Below are 21,028 nucleotides of genomic sequence, written 5' to 3'. Positions count from 1 at the left end.
TCAGGTAACAGAGCTATGAGCCCTACCTGAGAGAACTCTCACAAAAGCCTCAGGATGTGCGACACCCAGTTAGTTGCCGCTCGGCCTTCCTCTTCCTCCGCACCGACCGTCCCCCGCATTCAACCGGCCGGGGTATCGTCTGCCCCGTCGGCCCCGGACTTCCCGCGTGGGCGCGTTCACCGCGTCGCAGTCCTGCTCCCCCCGCCGCTCTGGGCGACAATCGCCGCTGCGGGAAAAGAATTCGGCCCCGGAGCAGGATTTCCGGGGCCGAAGTGGTGACTGGTTCAGGATTGCTTGCGCGGGACGAAAATGTCGTCGATGATGCCGTATTCCTTGGCTTCCTGCGCGGTCAGGAACTTGTCACGCTCGATATCCCTGGAGATCTTCTCCACGCTCTGGCCGGTGTCGTCGGCGAGCATCTGCTCCATGAGTGCACGGATGCGCAGGATCTCGCGCGCCTGGATCTCCAAATCCGACGACTGCCCGCGGCCGCCCTCCGTCGCGGGCTGGTGGATCAGGATCCGCGAGTTCGGCAGCGCGAACCTCTTTCCCTTCGCCCCCGCGGCGAGGATCACCGCTGCCGCCGAGGCGGCCTGCCCCAGGCACACGGTCTGCACCTCGGGCTTGATGTAGCGCATGGTGTCGTAGATTGCGGTCAGCGCTGTGAAGGAGCCTCCGGGCGAGTTGATATAGATCGAGATCGGCCGGTCGGCGTCCATTGACTGCAGGCACAGCAGCTGGGCCATCACCGCGTTGGCGATCTCGTCGCTGATCGGAGTGCCGAGGAAGATGATCCTGTCCTCGAAGAGCTTGGTGTACGGGTCGATGCGGCGCATCCCGTAGCTGGTGCGCTCCTCCCACTGCGGGATGTAGTAGTCCATCGTCGGGCGCAGCGCAGCGCCGCCGGAGAGCGTCAGGTCGTTCACTTGTTGGGTCCCTCCGACTTGATTTGCGACGCACGCTCGTAGACGTGGTCGATGAAGCCATATTCGAGTGCCTGCTCGGCGGTGAACCAGCGGTCGCGGTCCGAGTCCACCTCGATCTGCTCGACGCTCTGGCCGGTGTGTTCGGCGATGAGCCGCGCCATCGTCTTCTTGATATGCAGCGACTGTTCCGCCTGGATGCGGATGTCCGACGCGGTGCCTCCCAACCCGCCCGACGGCTGGTGCATCATGATGCGGCTGTGCGGCAGCGCAAACCGTTTGCCCCGAGTACCCGCCGACAGCAGGAATTGTCCCATGGACGCCGCCAGGCCCATCGCCACCGTCGCCACGTCGTTGCTGATCCACTGCATGGTGTCGAAGATGGCCATGCCGGCGTCCACCGAGCCGCCGGGCGAGTTGATGTACAGGTAAATGTCGCGCTTGGGATCCTCCGCGTTCAGCAGAAGCATCTGCGCACAGATCGCGTTGGCGTTCTCGTCGCGCACCTCGGAGCCCAGGAAGATGATGCGGTTGGCCAGCAAAGCCTGGTAGACGTTGTCGTTCATCCCCAGGCCCCCGCCATGACCGCTTGCGGTCGGGAGGTTGTAATCAGTCACGAGTAATAACTTACCGGCACCGGGCGGCAGACCCAACCCTTCGCGTTCGCCCGTCGAGAGCACGCAGGGTTGAGGGCAGCCCCGCGCCGGGAACCGCCCTCAACCGATCAGCCGTGACTCAGGCCTGATCGGACTCTTCCGCTGCTTCGCTCTCCTCGAACTTCGGCATCTCGACGACGTTGCCATCGACGTCCTTGATGACCGCGGAGTCGCAGATCGCGGCCAGCGACTTGCTGCGTCGGACCTCACCCATCCAGGCCGCCATGTGGTCGTGCTCCATCATGTGCTGGATCTCCTGCTGCGGCGTGGTGCCGTTCATCTGGGCCTTCTGGAAGATTAGCTCGGTGAGGTCCTGCTGGGACACCTCAACCTTGTTCTCCTCCGCGTACTTGTCGAGGATGATCTGCGCACGCAGCGCCTGCTCGGACTGTTTGGCCAGCTCCGCCCAGAACTCGTCGGCGGTCTTCGCCTCCTCTTCCTCGGACTGCTCCAGGTACTGCTCGATGCTCAACCCAGCGCCGGCGAGCTGGCGCTCAACCTGCTGACGGCGGGCGTCGAGTTCGCTCTTGAGAAGCTTCTCGGGCAGTTCGAAGCTGGTGGCCTCGACGATGGCCTCCACCACCTTGTCGCGCGCAACCATGAGCTGCTTCTGCTTGGCGGCGGCCTCGACGGCCTTCCGCAGGTCCTCGCGCATCTCCTCGACGGTGTCGAACTCGGAGACCATCTGCGCGAACTCCTCGTCGACCTCGGGCAGTTCCTGCTCCTCGACCTTGCTCACGCTGACCTCGATGTCGGCCTCCTCGCCACGGTGGGCGCCGCCGAGCAGCTTCGAGGTGAAGGTGGCGCTCTCGCCGGCCTTCAGCCCGACGATCGCGTCCTCCAGGCCGTCGAGCAGGTTCTTGTCCGCGCCCAACTCGACCGGCACGCCCTCCGCGGACGCGTCGTCGAGGGCCTCGCCGTTCTGGCTGGCCTTGAGATCGACCGTTACGACATCGCCCTTCTTGGCCTTGCGTTCGACCTCCTTGCGGGTGGCGAAGCGCTTGCGCAGCAGTTCGATGCGCTCCTCGATGCCCTCCTCGACAGACTCGGCCGCATCAACCTCGACGGCCACCTTGTCGAACTCGGGCAGGTCGAAGGCGGGGCGAACATCCACCTCGGCCGTGAACTCGACCAACTCGTTGTCCTCAAGCTTGGTGACGTCCACCTCGGGCTGGCTGAGCGGAGCCAGCTCGTGCTCCTGCACGGCTGCGTTGTAGGCCAGCGGAAGCGCAGCGTTGATAGCCTCCTGCAGCACGACGCCCCGGCCGAAGCGCTGGTCGATGACGGCCGCCGGCACCTTTCCCTTGCGGAAGCCGGGAATGTTCACCTGTCCTGCGATTTCCTTGTACGCCTTGTCGAGGTGCGGCTTGAGGTCGGCAAACGGGATCTCGACGGTGAGCTTCACCCGCGTGGGGCTGAGCTGCTCGATGGTGCTGGGCACGAAACTAGTCTCCTGATAATGACGATTGTGACTGTGCAATCCTAGCCACTTGTGTCAACTCACACCTAGTTCGGGCACGCCGCCGCCCGACAGCGAGTTGTTGCTCGGCCCGGACGGGATGCTAGACTCCGGTCGTTCGCGGATGTAGCTCAATGGTAGAGCCCCAGTCTTCCAAACTGGTGGTGCGGGTTCGATTCCCGTCATCCGCTCGAATGCCGGATCTCCCGGCTGCCGCAGCCCACTCGGGGGTCAGGCCCGGTTTCGGGAGCCGTCCCGGGGGCGACGTGCCGGTTCGGCCTCTCGATAGGGTGCCTGCATGGATCAGCACCTGGAAGCTCTGGTCGATGCCTGCCGGAGTCTCATCGCCACACGCTTTCCCACAGGTAACAGCCCCGACGGGCCGCCGCCATGCTGCTCGCGGATGGCAGCATCGTCGTGGGCACCGCGCCGCAAGTCCTCAACCCCAGCGTAGAGCTGTGCCACGAGACGGAGCCGTTCTGCGCGGCCCACCGGCTGAACCAACGCATTGTCGCCTCCATCTGCCTGTCGCGAGACGCGTCCGGCAGGCACCTCATCCTCAGCCCGTGCGGCGTGTGCCGCGAGCGGCTGGCGATCCATGGGCCTGACATCATCGTCGGTGTCGCCAGCCGCGAAGATCCCACAACATGGCTCTGGAAGAAGCTCGGGGACATTCACGTCGACTACTGGGCCACCGTGTTCTTGGAGCCTGACGAAGCGCAGGGCTGGCGCCCATCGTCGATCTGCCCCGAGGCGGACGCCTGACCGGCGTGACTGGCGACGAACACGGGCCGCGGGCGGGGCCCCTCCTCAGGGCCGGACGCCCACAAAGGTAGGCCAGGTGAGCGTCGTGACAGAGCCGATCATGCCACCCACCGGCAGCATCGTCAGATCGTGCCAGCCGTAGTGCACGACGAACCTGCGCCTGTTTGACGTCAACCCGTAAGCCAGCACCGCGTGGTAGCCGGCACCGGGGAAGTCGCCGAAGAGGATCACGGGGCGCCCCTGCTCAATCTCGTGGCGCGCGCCCAGCGCCAGGGGCCGCCAGGCCGCCGACGCCGCCAGCCCCCGAGCGCGCAGATAGTGGTTCAGCCCCCGCGCCACGCTGGCCCCCCACGACGCATTGTGGCCAGGGCCGCGGAGCACGTCGGCGAGATCCGGGCCGTTCTCCGGCGCGACAATGTCGTCGCCAGCCAGATGCGCGGCACCGATCAGCCCGAGCCGAGGCAGGCGCGCCTGCCAATAGCGCAACAGGATACTCGCCGCCACCCAGCCGCAGCGGTTGGAATCATTGGGCAGGACGGTGCAGCGCTCGATCAGCTGGTGCTCGGGCACCAGCACCTCACCCCCACTCAGCTGAAGCGCCTCCGGCGTGGGCCTTGCCCGGGCGAACCCGCCGCGCAACCGTTCAACACTCACAGACGCAAACTAACACCGGAATCACCCGACGATGTCCCGAGTGAGCGCATTCCCCACCCGGGCCCGTTTTGCAGTAGACTGCTCAGGCCCGCACAACGGGACCGGGGCGTAGCGTAGTGGCTAGCGCGCCTGCTTTGGGAGCAGGAGACCGCAGGTTCGAGTCCTGTCGCCCCGACTGCACAAGAAAACCCCGCGACGAGGCATCACTGCCTGCCGCAGGGTTTCTTTACGTCTTCACGCTGCTTCACGCTGTGCAGCGATCGCTCTGAATCTGAAAGGGTGTCATCCTGCGCAAGGTGTGGCACGGCTCTGCAACAGGTTTGGCGCGTGGGCGACCAGCAGGCGCCCTAACTAACCGAGAAACCAGCCGGTAGCATCGTCGGATGTTGAAACTCACCCGCAAGCTGAAACACATCTGGTCGAGCTTCTGGTTTGTTCCGGTGTTCTGTGTGCTCAGCGCCATCGGCGCGGCGGAAACGCTAGTGCTGCTCGACCGCCAGCTCCAGGCCAGCGGCGCCCAGTGGTGGCAGAGCACCGCACTCAGCTTCGGCATCGACGGCTCACGTGGCCTGCTGAGCGCGATCGGCGGAGGCACCTTCGGCGCGGCCGCCACCGCGTTCTCCATCACGGTCTCGGTGATCGTCACCGCCTCCACCAGCTATGGCCCGCGCCTCGTCGGCAACTTCATGAGCGACCGCCGTAACCAGTGGACCCTAGGCTTGCTGGTCAGCACCTTCGTCTACACCATCCTGGTTTCGCGTTGGCTGCGCTCCAACCTCGAAGACGGCACTTCCTTCGTCCCCCGCGTGGCGGTGCTCGTCGCGCTGATCCTGGCGATCGTCAACGTTTTCCTGCTCATCTCATTCATCCACCACATGGCGTCATCCACGCGCGTCTCCGCAATCACGGTCACGGTCTCGGACCAGTTGCGCCGCGTCGTCGAGAACGTCTACAGATTCGCCCCGGCCCGCACCGCGCAGCTGGCGGCGCCCGTCGGCGGTCGTATCGTCGTCGCTAAGTCCAGCGGCTACGTGGCGCGCATCGACCTGCTGGGCATCGTCCGCAACGCGAACGCAGCCGACGGTTGGGTCGCGCTCGAAGCCGCCGTCGGCGACCACGTGCTCGCCGGGATGCCCGTCGCGCGGGTGGGGGCAGCCGATGCTGAGCGACTCGCCGCCACCCTGCCCGCCGACATCGACATTGCCCGCGACCGCGAGACCGCCCACGACGTCCGCTTCGCCCAGCAGCAACTCGCCGAGGTGGCGGTTCGAGCGCTCTCCCCCGGAACCAACGACCCCTACACCGCCGTGGCGGCCATCCACGAACTGGCCGCCGGGCACGCCGAACTCGTCACCCGGCCCGCCCTCGACTCGGCCGTTCTAGACGACGATGGCACACCCCGCGTCTACTGGCGCCCACCCCGCCAGCGGGAACTGCTCGACGACCTCTTCAACCAGCTGATGCCGTACATCGGGGAGGACCACAACGTCTACTGCGCGCTCGCGCAGCTGGCGCTGGGCGTGGAGTCCGCCAACTACCACGCCCACCTCGTGGGCCACGCCGACGAATACGTCGCCGAACTGCGCACACGCGCCGAACGCAACTCGATGCACCGCACCGTGGCCGCTCTGGACGAACTGACCCGGCGCGCCGAGCATCACCGACGCCTGGCCGTGGCAGCAGCGGAGCAGGAGGAGGCCCACGGCTGACGTTGGCTGAGCCCGTAGCCTTGGGTGATATGCAGGCCCCGAGAATCCTCCACCAACTGCTGGCCCTCGCCGGTGCCGCGCTGCTCGTCGCCGCGACCCGACTCGACTGGATCACCGCGGATGACCCCGGTTGGCAGCAGCAGGCGGACCCGCCGCCAACCGTAACGCTGCTCGCGGTGGCGGCGCTCGCGGCGGTGGCCGCAACTCTTCCCCGTCGGATGCGGGCCTGGGTGCCCGTCGTCGTGCTGGCTTTCTGCGCGACGACGATTGCCTTCCACTTCCCCAGCCTCGAAGGCCACCTCCTCTGGGACGGCGTCACCGCGGATGGCCAGCCGACGGGGGGTCTCGTCGTGTTCACGCCCGGCCCGGCCGCCTGGCTGGCCGTGGCCGGGGGCGCAAGTTGTCTCCTCTCCGCGCTCTTCGCCCTGGCGGAAGCCCGGCGGGCGAGGCGCACCCCGCCCGCCGGCTAGCGCTCAGGACAGCGGCTCGAACCGAGCCTGGAAGAACCGCAGATAACGCGGCTCATACACCATGCGCAGGCCCTTCACGCCCTCGCGCTGCTCGTAGCATTCCTTGACCGACTCGGCCACCACGTCGAGATGTGCCTGTGTGTAGACGCGCCGCGGGATGGTGAGCCGCGTCAGCTCCAGCTTCGGCCGCCGGTGATCGCCCGTGATCGGGTCGCGGCCCGCCGAGACGATGCCCCGCTCCATCGCGCGCACCCCCGAATCCACGTAGAGCTGCCAGGCCAGCGTCTGAGAGGGGAACTGGTCCTGCTCCAGGTGCGGGTAGAACGCGCGGGCGTCGAGGAAGATGCCGTGCCCGCCGACGGGCTTCACGAACGGCACCCCCCACTGCTCCAGCAGCATCCCCAGGTAGCGGACCTGCCCGACGCGCGACTTCATGTGGTCGTCGTGCACCGACTCGCGGATGCCGATGGCCATCGCCTCCATATCACGCCCCGCCATGCCGCCGTAGGTGTGCAGCCCCTCGTAGACCACGACGAGGTTGCGCGCCTCCTCGAACACCTCCCGGTTGTTGGTAGACAGCCAGCCACCGATGTTGACGATCGGGTCCTTCTTGCCCGACATGGTGGCGCCGTCGGTGTACGAGCAGAACTCCTTGAGGATCTCCGCCACCGACTTGTCCGCGTAGCCCGGCTCGCGCTCCTGAATGAACAGGGCGTTCTCCACCGCGCGCGTCGCGTCGAGGTAGATCGGGATGCTGTGCTTGGCGGTGAGTTCCCGCACCGCCTTGATATTTGCCATCGAGATGGGCTGCCCGCCCGCCATGTTCACCGTGGCCGCGACGCAGACGTAGGGAATCTTGTCGGCGCCCACCTCGTCGATCAGCCGCTCCAGCTTCGCCAGATCCACGTCGCCCTTGAACTCGTGGAGGCTCGACGTGTCGTGCGCCTCGTCGATGATGATGTCGTGGAAGGTGGCTCCGTTGGCCTCCTGGTGGTAGCGGGTGGTAGTGAAGTACATGTTCCCGGGCACGTGGTCCCCGGGTTTGATGAGGGTCGAGGACAGCAGGTTCTCCGCGCCCCGCCCCTGGTGGGTGGGCACCAGGTACTCGTAGCCGTAGCAGTCCTTGACGGCCTGTTCCAGGTGGTAGAAGTTCTCACTTCCCGCGTACGCCTCGTCGCCGAGCATCATCCCCGCCCACTGCCTGTCGCTCATCGCGTTGGTGCCGGAGTCGGTCAGCAGATCGATGTAGACATCCTTGCTGTGCAGCAAGAAGGTGTTGTAGCCAGCTTCCGCAATGGCCCGCTCACGGTGCTCGCGGGTGGTCAGGTGAATCGGTTCCACAGCCTTGATCTTGTAAGGCTCGGCCCAGCTTCGGCGGTCCTGCTGCTGGCCCATCGTGTGGAGGCTTGCCATGGGTGATCTTCTCCTCTCGCCGGGCTCCCTTGCCCGGTCCACTGACGATGCTAGGCCGATTTGGTCTCGCGCGCGGCGAAAACGCCCGACGATCCGGCAACGGATGCGCAAATGGTTCGCAGGCGCTCCGCCAACTGCTCGGGGTGCGTCAACGGCAGCAGGTGCGTTGCCCCAGGCACGATCATCTGCTGCGCGCCGCCCGCCGCTTCCGCATAGGCCCGCGCGTCCAACCTCATCTGATCCCATTGGCCGTTGATGATCCAAACCGGCGTCTCGACTCCGTGCAGCCGCTCGGGCCCGCACTCGTCGAACACTAGCTGCCAGGCTTCGCCCAACGCCTCGTACAGCTCCGGCCCCGGCTGCACCTCCTTCACCCCCACCAGGCGCACCACCCGGTTGACGAAGCGCGTCATCCGCTCGGCCCCCACCCAGTCGAGCAGCTTCGCGAACCCCCGGTAGACCGCCGCCAGCGGGCGTGCGGGGTCGGCGGTTGCGCCCACCAGCACCAGCGCGGCCAGGTCGGGGCGACGCCGCGCGACGTACCACATGCTGAAGTAGCCGCCCAGACTGTGGCCGACGAGGATCACCGGCTGGCCCGGTCTGCGCCGGGCGAGGGCGGCGTCAAAGGCGTCCAGGATGTGGGTCCGGGTGCAGCGCAGCTCCTGCCGATCGCCGTGGCCCGGCAGGTCGAAGGCGTGCACCTCGGCCTGCGGCAGCAGCTCGTCGTAGCCCGCCCACTCCTCCTTGGTGATGCGGGTGCCGTGCACCAGAATAACCAGCGGCTTCATGGTCACGGCTCCAGCGACAGCCAGGCGACCGCCTGCGGGTCGAAGGTCTCCGAGGCGCGGCAGCGGGCCCTCGCCGACGCCCGGGCGAGCATCGCGCCCACCCGCACCCCGAGCGGGCCCTCCCCCAGCCCCGCGAGCCAGAACCTGACGGGAAGCAGTTCGCGTTCCGCGCCGTCGGGGTAGCCGGTGACGAGCCTGCCGAAGCCGAAGCGGGCCAGCCCCTCGTAGGCGCGCGCCCCCAGCCGCTCCCCGACGACGCAGCCCACCTCCGCGAGCCCGCGCGCCACCAATGCCAGCTTTCCGGGCAGGTCCAGGGTGGGCAGCGTGCGCTCGGCCGCCCGGCGGGCCTGCTCCCAATCGATCAGCCCCAGCCCGACGGCCTGCCCGGCGGCCAGCACGGCCCAAAGCGTGGGCTCCTCCAGCGCCTGCGCGAGCCGCACGTCGAGCTCGTCCAGGTCGGGCTGCGCGCACAGGCTCGTCAGGTAACACCAGAGATCGCCCTCGGCGCGCGCCCGCGCCCCGGCCAGCAGCAGCCGCCAGTCCGCAAACCACCCCACCTCAAGTCGGGTGATCCCGGTGGGGCCCCCGACCTCTGCGACGTGCAGCCCCGGGCGGTCCACGAGGCGGAACCCGTCGTCGCACTCCTGGAATCCGACACCGGTGACCACCCCGTCGGGGCAGCACAGTTCCAGTTCTTCCCCGTCGGCCAGGTAGCGCGCCCCGGGCACCCAGTCGGGCTCCGGGGGCAGCGTGAGCAGGTCGCCCGGCAGCCGCTCCACCACCCAATGGCTCGTGAGCGGATGCCCGGGCGCGACGACGAGCGGCTCCGGAAACAAGCCAAGCTCCGCCAGGGTGCCCGAGCAGAACCCGCGGCGTTGCACCGCGTGCACCGGCCCCGACGGGGTGAGCGCCACCACCTCCGCGCTCGCGCCCGCCAGCCAGCCCACCAGCGGGTGCTCCGAGTCGAGGGTGACCGTCGGCGGCGGCAGGTGGGCCACTGATTCGGCCGGCAGGCAGGTCAGCTCCAACCGGGTCCGGTCGCCCGCGCGCACCTTCGCGACGAGCCGCGCCCCCGTCGGGTGGGACCAGCGCAGGTGGTCCTCGTCGGGCACGGGTCGCCACGGCTCCGGCACGTGCAGCGCCACCGAGATGTCGTGAACTCGCACTATCGCCTCCTGCAGAATCAGGCACCGCCCGCCCGACGTCGGCCGGCCGGGGCACTGCCCCCAAGCGTAACCGCGCGCGATCACCCGCCCGCCAGCGGCCGAGCCGTCCTTCGCCGCTGACATCTCGGGCACCAGTAGAGGTTTCGGCCGTCCAACACGCGCGCCCTGACCGGGGTGGCGCACACCAGGCAGGGGTCGCCGGCCCGGCGGTAGACGTAGACCTCTCCCCCGTGCGGGTCGTCGCGCGGCGGACGCTGCTGACTCTCCGGCGAGTGCTCCGCCAGCACGGTGTCGATGCGCCCGGCGTCGACCGCCGGGGTCATCAACCCCACCAGGTCCGCCCAGAGAACCTCCCAGGTGGCGCGGCTGATGTCCCTGCCCGGGACCAGCGGGTCGAGGCCCGCGCGAAACAGCGCCTCGGCGCGGAAGATGTTGCCCACGCCCGCGGCCACCCGCTGGTCCATCAGGAGCTGGGCGATGGGCCGACCGGATCGGCGCACCCGCGCGAATCCGGCGTCGGGGTCCGCGTCCGGGCGCAGCGGGTCGGGTCCCGACGAAGCCAGCACGTGGTCGCGCTCCGCCTCGCCGATCAGCCGACACCACTGGGGGCCATGCAGGTCGGCCGCGCGTTCACCGTCGGCGATCCGCAGCCGGACGATGCCGCGCGGCTCGGCCAGCGGGCCGATCCGCAGCTTGCCGATCAGTCCGAGGTGGATGTGGACGTGGCCGGGCTCGGGGACGTCGAACGCGAGGAGCAGGTGTTTGCCGATCGCCTCGGCCCGCACGAGCGGGGAGCCGTCCAGCGCGGCCGCCTCGACGGCGAACCGGCCCTGCGGCGACGAGACGCTGAGCGGCCGGCCGCTGAAGTCGGTGAGTTCCCGGGCCAACCGATGGATCACGTGTCCTTCGGGCAACTAACCCTCGTAGGCCGAGATCGCGTCGATGCGCCGCTGGTGGCGCTCCTCACCGGTGTACTCGGTGGCCAGGAACGTCTCGACCATCGCCCACGCCTCCTCCTGCGGCTGCATGCGGCCGCCCAGGGAAAGGATGTTCGCGTTGTTGTGCTCCCGCGCCAGGCGGGCCAGCTCGGTGTTGTATGCGAGCGCTGCGCGGATGCCCCGGACCTTGTTGGCCGCGATCTGCTCCCCGTTGCCGGAGCCGCCCAGCACGACGCCCAGCGCGCTCTCGGCGGCGACCGCCTCCGCGCACGGAATGATGAAGGTGGGGTAGTCGTCGGCGGCGTCGTAGACGTGTGCGCCGTGGTCCACGACGTCGTGCCCGGCCTCCTGGAGCCGCTCAACGAGGTAATTCTTCACTTCAAAAGCGGCGTGATCCGTCGCAATATGTACTCGCATGGCACAACTATTGCACGGAGAAGTCGTCTTGGTGCACTAGTCTGTAAGACATGTCGACAGCCAATATCACGCGCGACGAAGCTCGCGCCCGATCCGAAATTGTCTCCGCCCGCGCCTACGAGGTCCACGTCGATCTCACCGGGCGAGACGTGCAGGACCCTGAGCGACAGTTCGTCTCCACAACCCGGTTTTCGTTTGATTCGGCGGCTGGGCAGACCCACCTGGATCTGATTGCAGACGAGATCCGTGCCGCCACCTTGGATGGCGAGCCGCTGGACGCGACGGCCTTCGACGGCTACCGCGTGCCGCTCAACTTGGCGGAGGGGGAACATCTTGTCGAGATCACTGCGGTGATGCGTTATTCCCGCTCTGGCGAGGGTCTACATCGCTTCGTCGATCCCGCCGACGGACGCACCTACCTCTATTCACAATTCGAGACCGCGGACGCCCGCCGCATGTACGCGACCTTCGAACAGCCCGACCAGAAGGCCACCTTCCAATTGACGGTGGATGCGCCCGAGGGCTGGACGGTGTTCAGCAACGCGGCGGCAGCCACCCCGGAGCCCATCGCCGACGGATTTGCTCGCTGGGCGCACGAGCCCACCAAGCTGCTGCCCACCTACCTGACGGCGCTCGTCGCGGGCGAGTATCACGTCGTGCGCTCCACCATCCGCTCCGCGTCCGGTGAACTCCCGGCCGCCGTGGCGTGCCGCCAATCGCTGGCTGAGTACCTCGACCACGAGCGCATCCTGACCACCACGCAGCGCGGCTTCGAGGTGTTCGAGGAGGCCTTCGGCGTGCCTTACGCCTTCGGCACCTACGACCAGATCTTCGTGCCGGAATACAACTTCGGCGCGATGGAGAACGCCGGCTGCGTGACCTTCCGTGACGAGTACCTGTTCCGTTCCCGGGTGACCGCCCGCGAGCTGGAGTCGCGGGACAACACGATCCTGCACGAGCTGGCCCACATGTGGTTCGGCGACCTGGTGACCATGCGGTGGTGGGACGATCTGTGGCTGAACGAGTCGTTCGCGGAGTGGGCCAGCCACTTCGCCGCCGACAGGATTCAGCGCCGCCACGGCGGGGACGCCAACCCCTGGGTCTCGTTCTCGAACGAGCGCAAGGGCTGGGCCTACAACCAGGACCAGTACCCCACCACGCACCCCATCGCTTCCGACTCGTCGGATCTGGAGAAGGTGGAGCAGAACTTCGACGGCATCACTTACGCGAAGGGCGCCTCGGTGCTGAAGCTGCTGGTGAGTTTCGTGGGCGAGCAGGCGTTCTTGAGTGGCGTCAGCGAGTACTTCAAGAAGCACGCCTACGGCAACACCGAGCTGGCCGACCTCCTCACCGAGCTGGAGGCCGCGTCGGGCAAGAGCCTGGCCTGGTTCACCGCCGAGTGGCTGGAAACCGCGGGCGTCAACACGATGACCGCAGACTTCGACGTTGACGATGAGGGCCGCTTCACCCGCTTCGAGATCGTGCAGTCCGCGCACCCCGACTGGCCGACCCTGCGCACGCATCGCGTGGGTATCGGCTGCTACACGGCGGGCGAGCGCAGCGAGTACGTCGAGGTGGATGTCGCCGGCGAGCGCACCACCGTCGAAGAGCTGATGGGCAAGCAGCGCGGCGACATCGTGCTGCTCAACGATGGCGACCTGACCTTCACGAAGGTGCGCTTCGATGAGGCCTCGCTCGCGAAGCTGTCCACCCCCCTGAGCGACCCGCTGGCCCGTGCCGTCAGCTGGGCGGCCATGTGGGACATGGTGCGCGACGGTGTGCTCGCCCCCCAGCGCTACGTCGAGCTGGTGCTCGCGGGCCTGCCGAGCGAGCGTGACATGGCCGCCATGTCGACGCTGCTGAACCGGGCCCGGGTCGCGTCCAAGGGCTACACGGCGCCGGAGCTGCGCGACGACGTGAACGCCACGCTGGTCTCCGGGCTGGCGCTGCTGCTGAAGGAGGCGGAGCCCGGCTCGGACAAGCAGGTGATGATCGCCAAGGCGCTCATCAGCGCCGCCGAATCGGATGCCGCGCTGGAGCTGGTGCAGGGTTGGCTCTCCGGTGAGGAGGTGCCGCAGGGCCTGGCGATCGACACGGCCGTGCGCTGGGCCGTCGTCGGTGCGCTGGCTGCGGCGGGCAAGATCAGCGCCGACGATGTGGAGGCCGAGCGCGCCGAGCACGACAACACGTCGGCCGGTGCCGAGCGGGCGGCCGGGGCGCGCGCCGCGCTGCCGGTGGCTGAGGAGAAGGAGCGGGCCTGGCGGCTCGCCACCGACGAGCCGGAGCTACCCAACGAGACCCACCGCCAGGTGTGTTTCGGGTTCTGGCAGTACGGTCAGGACTTCGACTTCACCGACCAGTACCTGGCTCTGCTGGGCGACATCTCGCAGCGTCGGGGGTCGTGGGCGGAACGCGGCTACGCTGCCATCGCCGCCGCCGTGAGGGGCTTGTTCCCGACGCCGCTGGTCTCGGCGGAGCTGGTGGCCCGCGTCCGGTCGTGGCTGGACGACAACTCGCCGAGCCAGCAGGTGCTGCGGATCGTTCGGGAATGTCTCGACGACGCCGAACGCGCGTTGCGAGCGCAGGAGAAGAGCCGCAGCTGATGAGCAAACAATCGCCAAAGTGGATTCCACTTTGGCGATTGTTTTTCAGTCCTTCTTCTTCGCCCAGCCGCTGGCCAATACGATTGCGGTGATCGCCGCGCAGGCAAGGATCGGGCCGATGACCATCAACATCCACAAGAACAGGGCCGAGGTGGGCTCGGCTTCAGGCCAACCTGGGAGGGTTTCAAGGAAAATCATGGGTGCAGCCTACCTGATGAATGGCGAGGAGATGAGCCGCACGCTGACGCGAATGGCTCACGAGATCGTCGAGCAGAACAAAGGCAAGGATTTCCTGCTGTTGGGCATCGTCACCCGCGGGGTGCCGCTGGCGCGCCGCCTGGGCGCCGAGCTGGGCGTGCCGGTGGGCGAGCTGGACATCACGATGTACCGCGACGACCTGCGTTCGCAGCCCACGCGGGTGGCGCAGCGCTCGGTGCTGCCCGCGTCGATCGACGACCAAGTGGTGGTGCTCGTCGACGACGTGCTCTACTCGGGCAGGACCGTCCAGGCGGCGCTGCTCGCCCTGGCGGATCTGGGTCGGCCCAGGCGCGTCCAGCTGGTCGCGCTGGTGGATCGCGGCCATCGTGAGTTGCCGATCCAGGCGGACATCGTCGGGCGGAGGATCCCGACGGCCCACCAGGAGCGGATAGTCGTGCACCTGTCGGAACTCGACGGTGAGGACGCCGTGCTGATCGAGGCGAGGCCCGAATGAAGCACCTGACCAGCATCAACGACCTCACCCGCGACGACGCGCTGTCCATCCTGGAGTTGGCGCGCGAGATGCACGACGTGCAGCGGCGGAGTGTGAAGAAGCTGCCCGCGTTGAAGGGGCGCACGGTGGTGAACCTGTTCTTCGAGGACTCGACGCGCACCCGCTCCTCGTTCGAGATCGCCGCGAAGTGGCTGTCCGCCGACGCCATCAACTTCTCGGCGAAGGGCTCCAGCGTGAGCAAGGGCGAGTCGCTGCGCGACACTCTCCTGACCCTCGACGCGATGGGGGTGGATGCGATCGTGATGCGCCACCCCGGCTCGGGCTCCGTTCACCAGGCCCGGCAGTGGGTGCGCGCCGGCGTCGTGAACGCGGGCGACGGCACACACGAGCATCCGACGCAGGCGCTGCTCGACTCGTATGCGATGGGGATCGACGTGGCCGGCCGGACCGTGTCGATAACGGGCGACCTGCTGCATTCCAGGGTGGTGCGCTCCAACGTGCTGCTGCTCAACAAGCTGGGCGCGCACGTCGTGCTGGTGGCTCCCCCCACCCTGCTGCCTCCCGGTGTCGAGTCCTGGCCGGTGGAGGTGTCCTACGACCTGGACGCGGTGCTGCCGGAGGTGGATGCCTGCATGATGCTGCGGGTGCAGCGCGAGCGAATGGCCGGCGGGTTCTTCCCGAGCGAGCGGGAGTACATCGCGCTGTACGGGTTGACCGCGGCCCGGCTGGCCTTGCTGAAGCCTGGGGCCGTGATCGCGCACCCGGGCCCCATGAATCGCGGATTGGAGATCTCGTCGGCGGCGGCCGACGACCCCCGATCCATCGTCTTGAACCAGGTCTCCGCCGGCGTTGCCGTGCGGATGAGCGTGCTCTATCACCTTTTGGCAGGTAACGAATGAACTACCGAATCGTTGGTGCCCAGCTGCCCGACGGCACCGTCACCGATCTTGTCGTTTGCGACGGCAGGTTCGTCGCTGAGGCGCCCGACGCGGAGGTGATCGACGCGAGCGGGCTCGTGGCACTGCCGGGCCTGGTGGATCCGCACACGCACCTCCGGGAGCCGGGCCGGGAGGACGCGGAGACCGTCGCCTCCGGGTCGTTGGCCGCCGCCCGCGGCGGCTACACGGCGGTGTGTGCGATGGCGAACACCCAGCCGGTGACCGACACCGCGGAGAAGGCCGAGCACATCGCACGCCTGGGCGAGCAGGCCGGCCTGGTGCAGGTGGCGCCCATCGGCGCCATCACCAAGGGCCTGGGCGGCAAGGAGTTGGCCGAGCTGGCGCTGATGAACCGTTCCCGGGCGAATGTGCGCATGTTCTCCGACGACGGGTTGTGCGTCATGGACGCGGCGATCATGCGCCGGGCGCTCGAATGGGTGAAACCGTTCGGCGGGGTCATCGCCCAGCACGCGCAGGACGCCAACCTGGCCGGGCCGGGCGCGTGCTGCCACGAGTCGGAGCTGTCGGGTCGGCTCGGGCTCGGCGGCTGGCCGCCGGTCGCGGAGTCGGCGATCATCGCCCGCGACGTCATGTTGGCCGAGGCCACGGGTTCCCGGGTGCACGTGTGCCACATCTCCACCGCGGAGGGGGTGGAAGTGGTGCGGTGGGCCAAGCGACGCGGCGTGCAGGTCACCGCGGAGGTGACCCCGCACCACCTGCTGCTCGGCACGGAGCTGCTGGCGGGCTACGACACGACGTTCAAGGTGAACCCGCCGCTGCGCACAGCCGAGCATCGGGAGGCGATTCTGGAGGCGCTGATCGACGGCACCATCGACGTGGTGGGCACGGATCACGCCCCGCATGCACCTCAGGACAAGGATCATGCCTTCGCCGACGCCCGCCCGGGCATGCTGGGGCTGGAGCAGGCGCTCGCGGTGATCATGGAGCTGGCGTTGGATCGCCTGGGCTGGTCGGGCATCGCCGAGCGGATGAGCCACGCGCCCGCCCGGCTGGCGGGGCTGGCCCAGCAGGGTCGTCCGCTGGCCGCCGGGGAGCCGGCGAACCTGGTGCTGGTGGACCCGACGGCCCGCGCCGTCGTCGACAAGCACCGTTCGGCGTCGCTGAGCCGGAACAACCCGTACCACGGCCTGGAGTTGCCCGACCCGGTGCGGCTGACCATGTGGGCGGGCCGGATCACCCACCGTCGCTGAGCGTAGGCGGGGGCGGAGCCGCGCCCGGCCCCGCTCCTCGGATTGCGCGTGTGGGGCCGGCGTTTCGAAACTTCTCCGACTCCGAGTAGGCCTATTTCGGCGGTTCTGCCCCCAAGCGTCCGCCGGATGGGTCACCATTGGGCATGGACATTGAGGTCTCCGAGGTTGTCGACTTTCTCGCCCAGCACTCGCCGTTTCGGGAGCTGCCCCTCGACGCGCGCCGCGCGCTCGCCCGGCAGCTGACCATGGGCTACTTTCGACGCGGGACGACGATCATCGAACTGGGGGCGCGCAACGACACCCTGTACCTGATCCGCTCGGGCGCGGTGGATCTCGTGGAGGAACACGGGGTGCTGATCGACCGAAACGCCGCCGGCGAGACGTTCGGCTCACTTTCCCTGATGGGCGAGTCGCCCTCCCCCTACCGGGCGCGCGCCATCGAGGACACGCTCGTGCTGCGCCTGGGCCGGGAGCAGTTCCTGCACCTCTACGAAACCCACGACGCGGTGCGGGACTACTTCGCCCCGCGGCAGCGGGGCCGCCTGCGGCGCGCATCCGAGACGCTGCAGGCCTCCGCGGATCCAATCCTGCGGCTCAGCGCCCGCGACCTGTTCACGCGCTCCCCCGTCACCGCCTCCCCCACCACCAGCATCCGAGACGCCGCCCAGCTGATGACCGCCGAGCGGGTCTCGGCGCTGCTGCTCACCACCGACGATGGCCGCCTCTCCGGGATCGTCACCGACCGCGACCTGCGCTCGCGCGTGGTGGCCCAGGGCGTCGAGGTCTCGTCGCCGGTCGGCGAGGTGATGACCACCGACCCGGTCGTGGTCGCCGCGGATACCCGAGCCTTCGAGCTGCTGATGGTGATGACGTCGCGCGGCGTGCACCACCTGCCCGTGGTGGCGGAGGGCAAGCCCGTCGGGCTGGTCAGCGCGGGCGACCTGATGCGGCTGGAGACGGCCAACCCGGTGTTCCTGGTGGGTGACATCGCGCGCCAGTCCGGCGTCGAGGGCGTGGCTGACGTGGTGGGTCGCAGCCCGAAGCTGGCGGCCCAGCTGCTGGCGCGCGGCGCCAGCGCGGAGGACGTGAGCCAGGTGCTGACCGCGGTGCAGGATGCCGCCACCAGTCGGCTGATCCAGTTGGCGGCACACGAGCTGGGCCCCGCGCCCGGCCCGTGGTGCTGGGTGGCTTTGGGGTCGCAGGCGCGACGCGAGTCGTCGCTGGGCTCGGACCAGGATCACGCGATCGTCGTGGCGGACGGCACGGATCCGGCCTGGTGCCGCGCCCTGGCCGAGCGGGTGGTGGCGGGCTTGGAGGCGTGTGGGTATCCGAGATGCCCCGGGGAGGCGATGGCCACCAAGTGGTGCCTGACGCTCGCCGACTGGGTGGCCCAGTTCGGCCGCTGGCTCTCCGCGCCGGAGAGCGGGGCGATCCTGCACACGCAGATCTTCTTCGATATGCGCCCGGTGTACGGCGACGCGCAGCTGGCGGAGGGGCTGCGCTCGACGGTGGTGCAGCGGGCGCGCTCCGCAACCCGCTACCTGGGGCATCTGGCGGCGATGGCGGTGCGCAGGGAGCCGCCGCTGGGCTTCTTCCGGGGCTTCGTGGTGGAGCGTTCCGGCGAACACTCGGGCGCGCTCGACATCAAGTCGGGCGGTTTGCACGGCATCATCGAGCTGGTGCGAACACTTGCCCTGAGCCAGGGCCTCCACCAGGTGGGCACTGCGGCCCGGATCGAGGCGCTCCGGGGCGCGGGCCAGTTCACCGACGACGCGGCCGCCGACCTCGTGGACGCGTTCAACTTCCTGAACGAGTTGCGCATCCGCCACCACGTCGAGGATGGGGCGAGAGACAACTACGTCTCCCCGGAGCACCTCACCCCCGCGGCGCGGCGGCACCTGCGCGACGCGTTCGGGGTGATCCAATCGGCGCAACGCACCTTGTCGTATCAGTTCCAGACGCACCGGATGAACTGAAATGGTCTTCTGGTCCCGCCCCGCAGATGCCCGACGTGCCCGCGCGCTGCGCTCCTGCCCGGCGGGCGTGGTGCGCGACTATCTGAGCGCCCCCTTCCCCGCGCTCAGCTCGCCGCTGTCCGAGGTGGAACTGCTGGCGATCGATCTGGAGACCACCGGCCTGGATCCGGCGAAGGATCGGATACTGAGCATCGGGTTCGTGCCGGTGACGGGGCTAAGCATCGAGTTGGCGGGAGCGCGCAGCATCGTCGTGGCCTCCGACGCCGAGGTCGGCCAGTCCGCAACGATCCACCGGCTCACCGACGACGACATCGCCCGGAGCGTGCCGCTGCCGCAGGCGCTCGCGGAGACGCTCGGGCAGCTGAGCGGCCGGGTGCTGCTGGCCCATCACGACGCGGTGGAGACGGAGTTCCTGGCGGCGGCATGCGTGGCGCAGTTCGGCGCCGCCCCGGTGTTCTGCTCAGTGGACACGCTGCGGTTGGGCATGGAGTACCTGGAGCGCATCTCCGACGAGGGCGCGGGCAAACTGCGCCTTGCCGCGCTGCGCTCCCGGTTCGGCCTGCCCCGCTACCGGGCGCACGACGCGCTGACCGACGCCCTCGCCGCAGCGGAGCTGTACCTGGCGCTGAGCGCCGAGCTCGGGCTCACCCGGCTCAGGCAGGCTTGCTCGCGGTGAGCACCTCGTCGACCCATTCGGGCACCACCTGGCTCGCCGGGCCCTGTCGACACTCGTCGAAGTAGCTGGCACCGAGGCTCGACTCCAGGTTGAGTTCGACGGTGTGCGCGCCGGCCGCGGCGGCCAGGGCGACGAAGCCGGCCGCCGGGTAGACATTGCCGGAGGTGCCGATCGACACGAAGATCTCGCACTCCATCAGCTCGCGGTGAATCTCGTCCATCGAGTAGGGGATCTCCTCGAACCACACGATGTTGGGCCGCAGCCGACCCACCTCCCCGCATAGCGGGCAGACGCTCTCCTCGTCCACGTCGGTCAGGGTCTCCATCCGGCCCTCGCAGGCAAGGCACCAGGAGGTGAGCAGCTCGCCGTGCATGTGGATCACCCACGGGCTGCCCGCGCGCTCGTGCAGGTCGTCGATGTTCTGGGTCACGATGCACACCTGCCCGGGCAGCGCCTCGGCGAGCCGCGCCAGGGCGAGATGGGCCGGGTTGGGTTGCACCTCGGGGCTCAGCAGCTTGGCGCGCCGCTCGTTGTAGAACCGGTGCACGAGTGCGGGGTTGCTGGCGAAGGCCTGCGGGGTGGCCACCTGCCACACGGGGTAGTTCTCCCAGAGGCCGTCGGAGGCCCGGAAAGTGGGGATCCCGGATTCGGCGGAGATGCCGGCGCCGGTGAGGATGACAATTCTGGCCATGCAACCATCCTCGCACGCCGGCGAGGGCCGGGGGGCTCAGACGAGGAATTGCTCGATGCGCGCCCTGTTCGGCACGGGTGTCGGCTTGAGCTGCCGGTCGGCGCACACGACGACGGTGCGGCCCCGCGCGAGCAGCTCCCCCGTCGGCGCGTACACCTCGCCCACCGAGGTGATTGATGAGGTGCCCACCCGTACGGGCGCGGTGAACACCTCAAGGGGCGCGAAACTGTGCTGGATCTGGGCCAGGTAGTCGACGTCCTGGCGCACCACCAGCCAGACGTGGCGCGCGTCTCCGCTGCCGGTGCGGGCCATCGTCGGTTCCCATTGGGGGGAGACCTCCACCCGGGCCTGTTGCAGGTATTCGAAGGAGAGCACGTTGTTGACGTGCCCGTAGCGGTCCAGGTCGCTCCACCGGGTCTGGTGCAGCGTGCGCAGCCCGCGCCGGCCGATGGCCGGGGCCGCCAGCTCAGGGAAGGCTCCCCACCCGACGCGGTGCTGCTCGAAGTGGGCCCGCATAGTGGGGCTCAGCCGACGGGGTCGCTGCTCGCCGAAGTCGAAGGCCGCCAGCTGGCTGCGTGCCTCGGCCACCACCTCGTCGCGCTGGCGCAACTCGTAGCCCACCTCAAGTTTCGCGGCGCCCATCAAGGTGACGCCGAGTTCCACGTCGAGCGGCTCGGCGGAGTACTCGATGGGCTTGCGGTAGATCACCTGGTGGCCGACCACCACGACCCCGTGCTCCAGCAGGCCCGAGTCCGCCACCAGGTGAACGCGGGCCTCCTGCAGGTAATCGGCGACGCGGGCGTTGTTCACGTGCCCTTGGGCGTCCAGGTCGGACCAGCGCAGCTGAATGCCGACGTGCACGC

The 21,028-nt window shown here is 68.6% G+C and carries 21 protein-coding genes and 2 tRNA genes; 11 read left to right on the top strand and 12 right to left on the bottom strand.

Features of this window, described 5'->3' with window-relative positions:
* Positions 1–284: 284 nt before the first annotated feature.
* The 3 genes from EII42_RS05490 to tig form a co-directional block, all read right to left on the bottom strand.
* Positions 285–881, bottom strand: a complete 597-nt coding sequence (locus EII42_RS05490; RefSeq protein ID WP_125171129.1) for an ATP-dependent Clp protease proteolytic subunit — start codon at positions 879–881, stop codon at positions 285–287.
* Positions 882–922: 41 nt separating this feature from the next.
* Positions 923–1,489, bottom strand: coding sequence for an ATP-dependent Clp protease proteolytic subunit (locus EII42_RS05485; RefSeq protein WP_125171128.1), 567 nt, complete (start codon positions 1,487–1,489; stop codon positions 923–925).
* Between the two features lie 169 nt (positions 1,490–1,658).
* Positions 1,659–3,020 carry a trigger factor gene (gene tig / locus EII42_RS05480; RefSeq protein ID WP_125171107.1) on the bottom strand — a complete coding sequence of 454 codons (1,362 nt, stop codon included), beginning with the start codon at positions 3,018–3,020 and terminating at the stop codon, positions 1,659–1,661.
* Positions 3,021–3,158: 138 nt separating this feature from the next.
* Here tig and EII42_RS05475 point away from each other — a divergent pair.
* Positions 3,159–3,229: transfer RNA gene (locus tag EII42_RS05475), tRNA-Gly, on the top strand.
* A 199-nt stretch (positions 3,230–3,428) separates the two neighbouring features.
* Positions 3,429–3,803, top strand: coding sequence for a cytidine deaminase (locus EII42_RS05470; RefSeq protein WP_125171106.1), 375 nt, complete (start codon positions 3,429–3,431; stop codon positions 3,801–3,803).
* Between the two features lie 45 nt (positions 3,804–3,848).
* Here EII42_RS05470 and EII42_RS05465 read toward each other — a convergent pair whose 3' ends face one another.
* A complete protein-coding gene (locus EII42_RS05465) occupies positions 3,849–4,457 on the bottom strand; it encodes a hypothetical protein (RefSeq protein WP_125171105.1) in 609 nt (202 codons plus the stop codon).
* A 102-nt stretch (positions 4,458–4,559) separates the two neighbouring features.
* Between EII42_RS05465 and EII42_RS05460 the strand changes: the two genes are divergently transcribed.
* From EII42_RS05460 to EII42_RS05450, 3 genes are all read left to right on the top strand, one after another.
* Positions 4,560–4,632 (top strand) — tRNA-Pro (locus EII42_RS05460).
* Between the two features lie 208 nt (positions 4,633–4,840).
* Complete coding sequence (locus tag EII42_RS05455) at positions 4,841–6,166, top strand: DUF2254 domain-containing protein (protein ID WP_125171104.1); 1,326 nt, start codon at positions 4,841–4,843, stop codon at positions 6,164–6,166.
* Positions 6,167–6,195: 29 nt separating this feature from the next.
* Entirely contained in the window at positions 6,196–6,636 is a 441-nt protein-coding gene (locus EII42_RS05450) for a hypothetical protein (RefSeq protein WP_125171103.1), read from the top strand.
* Between the two features lie 3 nt (positions 6,637–6,639).
* Here EII42_RS05450 and EII42_RS05445 read toward each other — a convergent pair whose 3' ends face one another.
* Genes EII42_RS05445 through EII42_RS05425 form a run of 5 tightly spaced genes read right to left on the bottom strand, consistent with a single transcriptional unit; the run spans position 6,640 to position 11,358 of the window.
* Positions 6,640–8,049 (bottom strand): tyrosine phenol-lyase, encoded by a 1,410-nt coding sequence (locus tag EII42_RS05445; protein ID WP_125171102.1) that lies wholly within the window; start codon positions 8,047–8,049, stop codon positions 6,640–6,642.
* Positions 8,050–8,099: 50 nt separating this feature from the next.
* Entirely contained in the window at positions 8,100–8,837 is a 738-nt protein-coding gene (locus EII42_RS05440) for an alpha/beta fold hydrolase (protein ID WP_125171101.1), read from the bottom strand.
* A 2-nt stretch (positions 8,838–8,839) separates the two neighbouring features.
* Entirely contained in the window at positions 8,840–10,135 is a 1,296-nt protein-coding gene (locus EII42_RS05435; RefSeq protein WP_125171100.1) for a hypothetical protein, read from the bottom strand.
* Positions 10,084–10,917 (bottom strand): Fpg/Nei family DNA glycosylase, encoded by an 834-nt coding sequence (locus EII42_RS05430; RefSeq protein WP_125171099.1) that lies wholly within the window; start codon positions 10,915–10,917, stop codon positions 10,084–10,086. The genes EII42_RS05435 and EII42_RS05430 overlap by 52 nt, the downstream gene beginning before the upstream one ends.
* Positions 10,918–11,358 carry a ribose-5-phosphate isomerase gene (locus EII42_RS05425; protein WP_125171098.1) on the bottom strand — a complete coding sequence of 147 codons (441 nt, stop codon included), beginning with the start codon at positions 11,356–11,358 and terminating at the stop codon, positions 10,918–10,920. It abuts the gene before it with no gap.
* Positions 11,359–11,408: 50 nt separating this feature from the next.
* Here EII42_RS05425 and pepN point away from each other — a divergent pair, with 50 nt between their 5' ends.
* On the top strand, positions 11,409–13,961 hold the full coding sequence (gene pepN / locus EII42_RS05420) for an aminopeptidase N (protein WP_125171097.1): 2,553 nt from the start codon (positions 11,409–11,411) through the stop codon (positions 13,959–13,961).
* A gap of 45 nt (positions 13,962–14,006) precedes the next feature.
* On the opposite strand, the gene EII42_RS12880 is transcribed toward pepN, so the two are convergent.
* Entirely contained in the window at positions 14,007–14,159 is a 153-nt protein-coding gene (locus EII42_RS12880; protein WP_158676416.1) for a hypothetical protein, read from the bottom strand.
* Here EII42_RS12880 and pyrR point away from each other — a divergent pair.
* The 5 genes from pyrR (at position 14,158) to EII42_RS05395 (ending at position 19,474) form a co-directional block, all read left to right on the top strand.
* Positions 14,158–14,673, top strand: a complete 516-nt coding sequence (gene pyrR, locus EII42_RS05415; RefSeq protein WP_125171096.1) for a bifunctional pyr operon transcriptional regulator/uracil phosphoribosyltransferase PyrR — start codon at positions 14,158–14,160, stop codon at positions 14,671–14,673. The two genes, EII42_RS12880 and pyrR, sit on opposite strands and share 2 nt — an antisense overlap.
* Entirely contained in the window at positions 14,670–15,572 is a 903-nt protein-coding gene (locus tag EII42_RS05410; RefSeq protein ID WP_125171095.1) for an aspartate carbamoyltransferase catalytic subunit, read from the top strand. The genes pyrR and EII42_RS05410 overlap by 4 nt, the downstream gene beginning before the upstream one ends.
* A complete protein-coding gene (locus EII42_RS05405) occupies positions 15,569–16,822 on the top strand; it encodes a dihydroorotase (protein ID WP_125171094.1) in 1,254 nt (417 codons plus the stop codon). Before EII42_RS05410 ends, EII42_RS05405 begins: the two co-directional genes overlap by 4 nt.
* A gap of 143 nt (positions 16,823–16,965) precedes the next feature.
* A complete protein-coding gene (locus tag EII42_RS05400; RefSeq protein ID WP_125171093.1) occupies positions 16,966–18,798 on the top strand; it encodes a DUF294 nucleotidyltransferase-like domain-containing protein in 1,833 nt (610 codons plus the stop codon).
* 1 nt (position 18,799) lies between these two features.
* On the top strand, positions 18,800–19,474 hold the full coding sequence (locus tag EII42_RS05395) for an exonuclease domain-containing protein (protein ID WP_125171092.1): 675 nt from the start codon (positions 18,800–18,802) through the stop codon (positions 19,472–19,474).
* Here EII42_RS05395 and EII42_RS05390 read toward each other — a convergent pair.
* Both EII42_RS05390 and EII42_RS05385 read right to left on the bottom strand, forming a co-directional pair.
* The gene (locus EII42_RS05390; RefSeq protein ID WP_125171091.1) at positions 19,452–20,165 is read right to left on the bottom strand and encodes an NAD-dependent deacylase; all 714 of its coding nucleotides are present in this window, start codon (positions 20,163–20,165) and stop codon (positions 19,452–19,454) included. The two genes, EII42_RS05395 and EII42_RS05390, sit on opposite strands and share 23 nt — an antisense overlap.
* Before the next feature lie 36 nt (positions 20,166–20,201).
* Positions 20,202–21,026, bottom strand: coding sequence for a thioesterase family protein (locus EII42_RS05385; RefSeq protein ID WP_158676415.1), 825 nt, complete (start codon positions 21,024–21,026; stop codon positions 20,202–20,204).
* Positions 21,027–21,028 lie beyond the last annotated feature (2 nt).

Source organism: Tessaracoccus sp. OH4464_COT-324 (assembly GCF_003932855.1).
Lineage (GTDB): Bacteria > Actinomycetota > Actinomycetes > Propionibacteriales > Propionibacteriaceae > Arachnia.
The sequence above is the reverse complement of the archived record's forward strand: the minus strand, read 5'-3'. Positions and strand labels throughout refer to the sequence as shown.

What these genes read in the sequence shown, in the direction of transcription:
- EII42_RS05490 (WP_125171129.1), bottom strand. Translation starts at nt 881, where the DNA reads ATGGACTACTACATCCCGCAGTGGGAGGAGCGCACCAGCTACGGGATG.
- EII42_RS05485 (WP_125171128.1), bottom strand. Translation starts at nt 1,489, where the DNA reads ATGAACGACAACGTCTACCAGGCTTTGCTGGCCAACCGCATCATCTTC.
- EII42_RS05470 (WP_125171106.1), top strand. Translation starts at nt 3,429, where the DNA reads ATGCTGCTCGCGGATGGCAGCATCGTCGTGGGCACCGCGCCGCAAGTC.
- EII42_RS05455 (WP_125171104.1), top strand. Translation starts at nt 4,841, where the DNA reads ATGTTGAAACTCACCCGCAAGCTGAAACACATCTGGTCGAGCTTCTGG.
- EII42_RS05450 (WP_125171103.1), top strand. Translation starts at nt 6,196, where the DNA reads ATGCAGGCCCCGAGAATCCTCCACCAACTGCTGGCCCTCGCCGGTGCC.
- EII42_RS05445 (WP_125171102.1), bottom strand. Translation starts at nt 8,049, where the DNA reads ATGGCAAGCCTCCACACGATGGGCCAGCAGCAGGACCGCCGAAGCTGG.
- EII42_RS05440 (WP_125171101.1), bottom strand. Translation starts at nt 8,837, where the DNA reads ATGAAGCCGCTGGTTATTCTGGTGCACGGCACCCGCATCACCAAGGAG.
- EII42_RS05425 (WP_125171098.1), bottom strand. Translation starts at nt 11,358, where the DNA reads ATGCGAGTACATATTGCGACGGATCACGCCGCTTTTGAAGTGAAGAAT.
- pepN (WP_125171097.1), top strand. Translation starts at nt 11,409, where the DNA reads ATGTCGACAGCCAATATCACGCGCGACGAAGCTCGCGCCCGATCCGAA.
- pyrR (WP_125171096.1), top strand. Translation starts at nt 14,158, where the DNA reads ATGGGTGCAGCCTACCTGATGAATGGCGAGGAGATGAGCCGCACGCTG.
- EII42_RS12880 (WP_158676416.1), bottom strand. Translation starts at nt 14,159, where the DNA reads ATGATTTTCCTTGAAACCCTCCCAGGTTGGCCTGAAGCCGAGCCCACC.
- EII42_RS05410 (WP_125171095.1), top strand. Translation starts at nt 14,670, where the DNA reads ATGAAGCACCTGACCAGCATCAACGACCTCACCCGCGACGACGCGCTG.
- EII42_RS05405 (WP_125171094.1), top strand. Translation starts at nt 15,569, where the DNA reads ATGAACTACCGAATCGTTGGTGCCCAGCTGCCCGACGGCACCGTCACC.
- EII42_RS05400 (WP_125171093.1), top strand. Translation starts at nt 16,966, where the DNA reads ATGGACATTGAGGTCTCCGAGGTTGTCGACTTTCTCGCCCAGCACTCG.
- EII42_RS05395 (WP_125171092.1), top strand. Translation starts at nt 18,800, where the DNA reads ATGGTCTTCTGGTCCCGCCCCGCAGATGCCCGACGTGCCCGCGCGCTG.
- EII42_RS05390 (WP_125171091.1), bottom strand. Translation starts at nt 20,165, where the DNA reads ATGGCCAGAATTGTCATCCTCACCGGCGCCGGCATCTCCGCCGAATCC.